General features: G+C 66.0%; 8 protein-coding genes. 4 read left to right on the plus strand and 4 right to left on the minus strand.

Going from position 1 to position 9060, the window contains the following annotated elements; genetic code table 11:
* From ispG to map, 3 genes are all read left to right on the plus strand, one after another.
* The coding region (gene ispG, locus Q4F73_RS09675; RefSeq protein WP_303359140.1) for a flavodoxin-dependent (E)-4-hydroxy-3-methylbut-2-enyl-diphosphate synthase at positions 1-876 on the plus strand (876 nt) is incomplete at its 5' end.
* Positions 877-924: 48 nt separating this feature from the next.
* Positions 925-2724: a penicillin-binding transpeptidase domain-containing protein gene (locus tag Q4F73_RS09680; RefSeq protein WP_303359141.1), complete on the plus strand. Its 1800-nt coding sequence runs from the start codon at positions 925-927 to the stop codon at positions 2722-2724.
* Positions 2721-3593 carry a type I methionyl aminopeptidase gene (gene map, locus Q4F73_RS09685; protein ID WP_303359142.1) on the plus strand — a complete coding sequence of 291 codons (873 nt, stop codon included), beginning with the start codon at positions 2721-2723 and terminating at the stop codon, positions 3591-3593. Before Q4F73_RS09680 ends, map begins: the two co-directional genes overlap by 4 nt.
* Positions 3594-3677: 84 nt before the next feature.
* Here map and Q4F73_RS09690 read toward each other — a convergent pair whose 3' ends face one another.
* The 4 genes from Q4F73_RS09690 to Q4F73_RS09705 form a co-directional block, all read right to left on the minus strand.
* A complete protein-coding gene (locus tag Q4F73_RS09690; protein ID WP_303359143.1) occupies positions 3678-4046 on the minus strand; it encodes a hypothetical protein in 369 nt (122 codons plus the stop codon).
* Positions 4047-4097: 51 nt separating this feature from the next.
* Entirely contained in the window at positions 4098-4466 is a 369-nt protein-coding gene (locus Q4F73_RS09695) for a hypothetical protein (protein ID WP_303359144.1), read from the minus strand.
* Between the two features lie 479 nt (positions 4467-4945).
* On the minus strand, positions 4946-6340 hold the full coding sequence (mtr, locus tag Q4F73_RS09700; RefSeq protein ID WP_303359145.1) for a mycothione reductase: 1395 nt from the start codon (positions 6338-6340) through the stop codon (positions 4946-4948).
* Positions 6341-6363: 23 nt separating this feature from the next.
* The gene (locus Q4F73_RS09705) at positions 6364-7335 is read right to left on the minus strand and encodes an alpha/beta hydrolase (RefSeq protein ID WP_303359146.1); all 972 of its coding nucleotides are present in this window, start codon (positions 7333-7335) and stop codon (positions 6364-6366) included.
* Between the two features lie 257 nt (positions 7336-7592).
* Here Q4F73_RS09705 and mqo point away from each other — a divergent pair.
* The coding region (mqo, locus tag Q4F73_RS09710) for a malate dehydrogenase (quinone) (RefSeq protein WP_303359147.1) at positions 7593-9060 on the plus strand (1468 nt) is incomplete at its 3' end.

Raw genomic sequence — 9060 nt, forward strand, 5'->3', positions numbered from 1 at the left:
GACATCCACTTCCAGCCGAAGTACATCTTCGCCGCCATCGACGCCGGCTGCGCCGCCGTGCGCGTCAACCCCGGCAACATCAAGGAGTTCGACGGCCGCGTCAAGGAGGTCGCCCAGGCGGCCGGGGATGCGGGCATCCCCATCCGCATCGGCGTCAACGGTGGCTCCCTCGATGCCCGCCTGATGAAGAAGTACGGCAAGGCCACCCCGGAGGCCCTCGTCGAGTCCGCCCTGTGGGAGGCCGGCCTGTTCGAGGAGCACGGTTACGGCGACATCAAGATCTCCGTCAAGCACTCCGACCCGGTCATCATGGTCGAGGCCTACCGCCAGCTCGCCGCGCAGTGCGACTACCCGCTGCACCTCGGTGTCACCGAGGCCGGCCCGGCCTTCCAGGGCACCATCAAGTCCTCCGTGGCCTTCGGCGCGCTGCTCTCGGAGGGCATCGGCGACACCATCCGTGTCTCCCTGTCCGCCCCTCCGGTGGAGGAGATCAAGGTCGGCGACCAGATCCTGCAGTCGATGAACCTGCGCCCCCGCAAGCTGGAGATCGTCTCCTGCCCGTCCTGTGGTCGGGCCCAGGTCGATGTGTACAAGCTCGCCGAGGAGGTCACCGCCGGACTCGAGGGCATGGAGTTCCCGCTGCGCGTCGCCGTCATGGGCTGCGTGGTCAACGGACCCGGCGAGGCACGAGACGCCGATCTGGGTGTCGCCTCCGGTAACGGCAAGGGACAGATCTTCGTCAAGGGCGAGGTGATCAAGACGGTCCCGGAGTCCAAGATCGTGGAGACCCTCATCGAGGAGGCCATGCGCATCGCCGAGGAGGAGGGCCTCGAGGAGGTCGAGGGCGCGCGCCCCGAGGTGAAGGTGACCAAGTAGGGCGAGTCCCTGGGGCCTGACCCGCGGCCGGGCTGTTAACCTGCGTCTATGACAGGGAAAGTACGTGGGGTGATGCTCGTGGCCGCCCTGGTGGGTGGTCTCGTAGCGTGCACGCCGAAACCCCTGGACGCCACGCCGGTGGCGGAGGACTTTCTCGCTGCATTGACGGCCCGGGACGGGGAGGATCTCGCGGCGGTCATCGACAATCCGGCCACCGCCCAGGACATCATCGACGCCACCTGGGCCGGGCTGCAGGCCGAGGCTTTGACCACCACCTTGGGGGAGGTGGATGTCCGCGACAACATCGCCACCGCGCACTACACCCTCGACTGGCAGCTGCCACGTGATCGTCAACTCACCTACGACACATCACTGACCCTGACCCGCACCGCCGAGAACTGGACGGTGCGGTGGCAGCCCACCATCATCCACCCGCGGCTGGGCGCCAACCAGCACTTGGAGCTGCGCCCGGTGCCCGCCACGAAGGCGAGTGTCGTCTCCTCCGACGGTGTGGAGATCCTCCAGCCGGGCACCATGTACCGCGTGCTCGTCGACCTGGGGAAGGTCACTGACGTCCGCCCGGTGGCGGCGCGTCTTGCCCGGACCATCGAGGGCCTCGATTCGGGCGAGCTGGCGGAGGAACTCTCCCGCGCCCGGGGTGTGTACTCGGTGACCATGGTCGACCAGCAGGACGGCCCGCGCGTCACCGAGGAACTGGCGGACATCGAGGGGGTCATCGTCAACGACGAGGCCGCGATGGTCAATCGCGACCCCTCCTTCGCCCCCGACGTCATGGCGCGGGTCTCCGCCATCGTCGCCGATGAACTCGACGGTGCCAACGGCTGGCGCGTCACGGCCGTCAACGAGCACCGCGCGCCGATCGACGACGTCGAGTACCATGCCGCCCGCCCGGCTCCGGCCATCCGCATCGGGCTGGACCACGACATCCAGCAGGCCGCCCAGCAGGCGGTCGATCTGCGTGCGGAGATGGAGGCCATGCTCGTGGCCATCCGTCCGTCCACGGGGCAGGTGCTGGCCATCGCCCAGACGGAGGCCGCGGACCGGAAGGGGGATCTCGCGCTCTCCGGGCTCTACCCGCCGGGATCGGTGTTCAAGATCATCACCGCCACCGCCGGCCTGGAGCGCCAGGGACTGGGTTCCGGTTCCATTGTCCCGTGTCCGGGATCGATGAACATCTACGGGCGCATCGTCAACAACTACAACCAGTTCTCCCTGGGCAACGTGCCGCTCGAGCGCGCGTTCGCGTCGTCGTGCAACACCACGTTCGCGGACATGTCGACGCAGCTGGCCCCGGGGGAGCTGGCGGACGTCGCCAAGCAGTTCGGCCTGGGGGTCGACTACCGGATCCCCGGCCTGCACACCGTGACCGGCTCCGTGCCCGAGGGTGAGACCCCGCTCGAGCGCACCGAGGCGGGATACGGACAGGGCCTCGATCTGGCCAGCCCCTTCGGACTGGCACTCGTCGCCGCCACGGCCGCCCGCGGCGAAACCCCCGTGCCGGTGCTTATCGACGGCCACGCCACCGACGTCTCCGAGGAGGTCCCCGCCCCCTCGCCGGAGGCTCTCGCTCAGCTGCGCCAGATGATGCGCTCGGTGGTCACCACCGGGACAGCCCGCGGTATGGCGGCCGGTGGCGAGATCCACGGCAAGACCGGTGAGGCGGAGATCAACCAGGGATCCCACTCGTGGTTCGCCGGGTTCCGTGACGATGACATCGCCTTCGCCACCCTCGTCGTTCTCGGCGGGGGATCGGAGACGGCCGTGGCCATCACGGACCACATGTTCACCACCCTCGACGGGATGCGGGCCGAGCGCGGGTTACCATGACAGGCATGACTTCACGTTCCCCTCTGGTCCCCGGCCGCATGTCTCCGATCCGTACCGTTCCCGCCGACATTGAACGTCCCGAGTACGTGTGGAAGGACGATGTCCAGGAGAACGTGGGCGAGCCCTTCGTGCAGACCCCCGAGATCATCGAGGCCATGCGGGAGGCGTCGAGGATCGCCGCCAACGCCCTCCGGGAGGCCGGCGCCGCTGTCGCCCCGGGTGTGACCACCGACGAGCTCGACCGTATCGCGCACGAGTACATGCTCGATCACGGCGCCTACCCCTCGACGCTGGGTTACCGCGGTTTCCCCAAGTCCTGCTGCACGTCGATGAATGAGATCATCTGCCACGGCATCCCGGACGACACGGTCATTGAGGACGGCGACATCGTCAACATCGACGTGACCGCCTTCAAGAACGGTGTCCACGGCGACACCAACGCCACGTTCCTGGCCGGTGACGTCAGCGAGGAACACCGCCTGCTCGTCGAGCGCACCGAGGAAGCCATGATGCGCGGCATCCGGGCGGCCAAGCCGGGGCGCGAGATCAACGTCATCGGACGCGTCATCGAGGCCTACGCCAAGCGCTTCGGCTACAACGTCGTCCAGGACTTCACCGGCCACGGTGTCGGCCCGACCTTCCACAACGGTCTCGTCGTGCTGCACTACGACTCCACCGCCTACCGCGACATCCTGGAGCCGGGCATGACCCTGACCATCGAGCCGATGATCAACCTCGGAGCCCTGGACTACCGCATCTGGGACAACGACTGGACCGTGCAGAACACCGATTTCCGTTTCACCGCCCAGTTCGAGCACACCATCGTCATCACCGAGGACGGCAACGAGATCCTCACACTCGCCGACTGATAACCCCCCAACGCCAGAAGGCGCGTCCCCCCGCGGGGGACGCGCCTTCTCGATAGTGTCCGGGTGCCGTGTGCACCGTGGAGACTAGTAGGGCAGGATGCCCTGGAACTTCAGCCAGTTGATGCCACCGATGATGGCACCGGCGATGGCGCCGACGACGCCCACGGTGGTGATGGACTTCCAGGACTCAGCCCACTTCGGGTTGTCATCAGCGGTGATGGAGCCGAGGAGGTCGGTGCCGACGACCTGCTGGTCGGTGCCGACGACCGGGGTGCCGTCCGGGCCCTCGTGCCATGCGTCCTGCTCCTTGCCGGTCTGGGAAGAACCGAACATGGAGACGGAGGTGCGGCCGACCTGCGGGTCGTCGTCCTGAGCGGAAGCGACAGCGGTGCCGGAGAGGGTCAGGGCCACAGCGGTGGCAGCAGCGATGGAGGCGTTGCGGAACTTGCGCATTGATCTACCTTACTTTCAGAGGGATGTGTTGTCGGATGAAATCGTTCTGGCTTACTGGCCGTGGACGAACCAGTTGTGGATCGGGCCGACAATCATGCCGATGAAGGAGGCGATGGCGCCGAGAACGGTGCCGGCGTACATGACCTGGGCCCAGCGCGGCTGATCTCCGAAGCCGTCCTTGGAGGAGCCGAACAGTGCGACACCGTTGGCAGCCTGGTCACCCTCCATGGAGGAACCGGTGTTGATCTTGGAGGACAGGGACGGGGTGTAGCCGTCCTCCGGAGCGGGCGCGGAAGGCTCGGGTGCCGGCTCGACGATGGCGTGGTCGGCGTTGACCTCCTGGGCGGTCGCGACGGTGGTGCCGAAGATCAGGGAGAGTGCGGAAGCACCAGCAACGGCGGCAATGCGAATGGAGCGCATATTTAGGTCCTTTACTTGTCGGAGTGAACGTGGCTTCCTACTGGGCAGAAACCGTGTGCCTGTGATCTGGTGCCGCGACTCTGGCAACCAGGTGAAGCTGGGCCGGGAAGAACCCGGATTGGTGGCAGAGTCGCGGCATATTCAAGGCGCAATGGAATAATAGGCCACCGCCGGGAGTTTTTTCCTGTCGGGGCATGTTTTGTCGAGAACTTTTTTCACAGGCCCGCCCCGCGGGTGGGTGATACCGGGGGCGGGTATCCGAGGGGGCGGGTGCCGAACGGTGGGGGAATAGCGGCCTTGACAAGGGGTTTTCCTTGCCGCGATGAGTAGTTTCTCTGGCCATAGTTGTGTGCGGTGTGACTAATGTGAATTGAGTGATTCGTGAGGTCGCTGGGTGTGAGCGCTACGGGAGTCAGCCGATGTGGGAAGTGGTGCTCTCCCGCTACGCTCTTTCGGGGGTAGCGGGTGGCAGCTGGCTCTCAGGAAAAGTCCAGACCGAGCAGCGCGTTCTCCGTGACCTCCGGCAGCGCGGGATGAATCCAGTACTGATGGGTGGCCACCTCGCGCACATCGAGATCGAAGGCCATAACGGTGATCATCTGCTGAATGAGCGTGGAGGCCTGTGGTCCGTAATAGTGGGCGCCGAGCAGCCGGCCGGTGTCCTTGTCCGCGATGAGCTTGCAGATTCCGGTCGTGTCCTCCATGGCCCAGCCATAGGCGACATCACCGTAGTTCTGCACCTTCACCGTGACATTGTGGCCGGCCGCCCGCGCCGCCCTCTCGGTCATCCCGACCGTGGCGATCTGCGGGTTGGTGAACACGGCAGACGGGACAAACTTGTGCGGCATCTCCTGCATGTCCTCGGGGTGGAGCAGGTTATGGCGCACGGCGCGCATCTCCGCATTGGCCACATGCTTGAGCATGTACGGGGAGGAGACGTCGCCGAGAGCCCACACCCCCTCCGCGGAGACGGAACGCCCGAACCGGTCGACGTCGATACGCCCGTCGGCGGTCATGGCGACCCCGCCGCGCTCGAGATCCATCTGGTCGCCGTTGCGCAGGCGGCCGGTGGCCACGAGAAGCACGTCGGCGGTGATCTCCGCGCCGTCGTCCAGCGTGGCGGTGATACCGCGGGAATCCTCCTCCAGGGAGGCGATGGTGCGGCCCACGCGGACGTCGAAACGCTTGACCGCCTGTTCATTGACTCGGGCGCAGATGTCGGCGTCGATAAGCCGCATGAGACCGGAACGGCTGACAATGTGCACCTTGGTGCCCAGTGCCTCGAAGACGTGCGCGAACTCCAGGGCGATGAACCCGCCACCGACGATGATGATGGACTGCGGCTGCTGTTCCAGACGCATGATGTCCTCGTTGGTGTGGTAACGCACGCCGGATTCTGCGATCTGCGCCGGGATCATCGGGCGCGACCCGGTCGCGATGACCACCTGATCGCCGGAGATCACCGACTCACCGACCTGCACGGTGCGCTCGCCGACGAAACGGGCATGCCCGCCGTAGACGTCGATGTTGGGGGTCGCCGGGCCGCGCCGGTACGCCTCGCCACCCTCGGCGATGAGGTCGATGCGCTCGTCGAAAATGCGGGAGACCATCGCCGGCCAGTCGACGCGGTAGACCTGCGCGCTCAAACCCAGCTTGCCGGCGTGGCGCGCGGAATGCGCGATATCCGCCGGATAGACGAACATCTTCGTCGGGATGCACCCGACATTGAGGCAGGTGCCGCCGAAAGCACCCTTCTCCACGATGGCGATCGACCTGTCGTCGAACTCCGGTCCCGGGATCGAGTTTCCTGATCCGGTGCCGATGATGATCAGGTCGTAGTGCTTATCGACGTTCACGCAATCCTCCGTACGCATGTGGCTGATGTCAGCCGCCGAGTCTACTCGCGACGTACCCAGCCGATTGTCGTCGACAGGGCCTGTGCCAACGGCTCGCTGCGGGAGAGGAAGACGTCGTGTCGCGCGCGTTCGATCGGATGCACCGTGACATCCTCACCCAGGTGCGGGGCCCACCGTTGAATCTGGGCGGTGTCGAGCACCGTGTCGTGGCAGTGGGAGTCCTCGCAGTAGCCGCGCCCCAGCAGCGAGGCGCTGGAACACAGCGTGAGCACGCGGACCCCGACATCCACCTGATCGGTGTGCACCAGCTTCTGGCCGCGCAGCACCTCCCGCAACCAGCCGAGGTACTTGTGGTGGCCACCCACCGGCTTGAAGTCGACGTTGAAATCCCAGTCGCCGTGGTGGTCCTTATGTATGGAGGTACCGTACGTTCCCAAGTTGCCGCCCGGGATCTTCACGGCGGGAAGCAGGCGACCCAGCACCCCCGCGACCGGACGTATCACCGCCACCGCGGCCCGCGGATACATCATGTCCAACCACGGGGAGTTGAGGACGATCCCGGCCAGACGCGCATGGCGGGCGGAATCGTTGCGGCGCAGATGATCCGCCCACAAGGCCACAATGAGTCCGCCGGTGGAGTGGGCCACGGGGATGACGGGGGCGTCGATAATGTCCAGCGCCGCGGTCAATTCCGGGAAGTAGCGGCGGAAATCGGTGCTGTAGTGCCAGCGCTGGCCGTCGCGTCGGGAACGGCCGCACTTGCGCAGGTCAAGGGCGTAGAAGTTGAATCCGGCCTCGTGGAAGGCCTGCGCGATGTGCGCGTGGAAGAAATAGTCCGTCATACCGTGGACCCACAGCATGCTGGTGCGACCCGGCACCGGGGAGCCGTAGCGCACGAGGGTGGCCACGATGTCGGTTTCCCCCTCCGGGTCGGGGCCCAGGTGGATGTCCAGGGCCGAGAAATCGGGCCCGAGGAGGTCCGGATACCAGTCGGAGACGTCGACGACACTCATGCCCTCCACCCTATTACGACGTGCGGGGGCAGGGCGCGGGGGGAGTGATGGACGGGGATAAGTTCGCGTTTTCCCGACCTTCGTCACACCCCCGGGAATCGAGGGCGTAAGGTTGATGTGTACCGGACATGGGGAGCGGGCTCAGCCGCCGAGGACGGACGAGCCGCACCCGGAATTGTCCTGCCCGCCGGGAGTTGCCGCCACCCGGCGCGGGCCATCATGGCCAGAACCTTCGACGACGAATGAGGTAATGCAAGGTGTCCAACGACAACAAGAACGCCCCCCAGGTCACTGACGAGGTCGATGTCGCCCTCGTCGGCGCAGGTGTCATGAGCGCCACCCTGGGAGCGATGATCCGTGAGCTCGAGCCCAGCTGGTCCCAGATGATCTTCGAGCGCCTGGACGGCCCCGCCCAGGAGTCCTCGTCCCCGTGGAACAACGCCGGCACCGGTCACTCCGCACTCTGCGAGCTGAACTACACCCCCGAGGTCAAGGGGCGTATCGACGTCTCCAAGGCGATCGGCATCAACGAGAAGTTCCAGGTCTCCCGCCAGTTCTGGTCCCACCAGATCGACAACGGTGTGCTGGCCGATCCCAAGGAGTGGATCAACCCGGTCGCGCACCTGGCCTTCGCCCAGGGCGACGACCAGGTCGACTACCTCAAGCGCCGCCACGAGGCACTGCAGGACCACATCCTCTTCCCGGGCATGGAGTGGGTCGAGGACGACGCCAAGTTCGCCGAGCGCCTGCCGGTCATGTCCAAGGACCGTGACTTCGGTGCGGAGAAGGTCGCCTACTCCGGCACCGACATCGGTACCGACGTGAACTTCGGCGCCCTGACCAAGCAGTTCCTCACTGCTGCCGAGGCATCGGGCACCGAGGTCCGTTACGGCCACGAGGTCAAGAACATCAAGAAGGACGGTGCCAAGTGGAAGATCACCGTCAAGAACGTCCACACGGGTGACACCTCCGTGGTCAAGGCCAAGTTCGTCTTCGTCGGCGCCGGTGGCTACGCCCTCGACCTGCTGCGCAAGGCAGGCGTGCCCGAGGTCAACGGTTACGCCGGTTTCCCGGTGTCCGGCCTGTGGCTGCGGTGCACCAACGAGGAGCTCATCGAGCAGCACGACGCCAAGGTCTACGGCAAGGCCAAGGTCGGTGCCCCGCCGATGTCCGTCCCGCACCTGGACACCCGCGTCATCGACGGCAAGAAGGGCCTGCTCTTCGGCCCCTACGGCGGCTGGACCCCGAAGTTCCTCAAGGAGGGTTCCTACCTCGATCTGTTCAAGTCGATCCGCCCGGACAACATCCCGTCCTACCTCGGCGTCGGCGTCAAGGAGTTCGCTCTGACCAAGTACCTGGTGCAGGAGGTGGCCAAGGACTTCGAGAAGCGCCTCGTCGACCTGCGTGACTACGTCCCCTCCGCCCGCGCCGAGGACTGGGAGACCGTCGTCGCCGGTCAGCGCGTCCAGGTGATCAAGCCGGCCGCTGCGCCGCGTTTCGGCACCCTCGAGTTCGGCACCACCCTCATCAACAGCATCGACGGCTCCATCGCCGGCCTGCTGGGCGCATCCCCGGGTGCCTCCATCGCCCCGGCCGCCATGCTCGAGCTCCTCGAGCGCTGCTTCGGTGAGCGCATGATCGACTGGGGTCCGAAGCTCTACGAGATGATCCCGTCCTACGGCACCAAGCTCGGCGACGACAAGCAGATGTTCGACGAGCTGTGGG

The sequence above is a fragment of the Corynebacterium sp. genome (genome assembly GCF_030535495.1).
Classification (GTDB): Bacteria; Actinomycetota; Actinomycetes; order Mycobacteriales; family Mycobacteriaceae; genus Corynebacterium.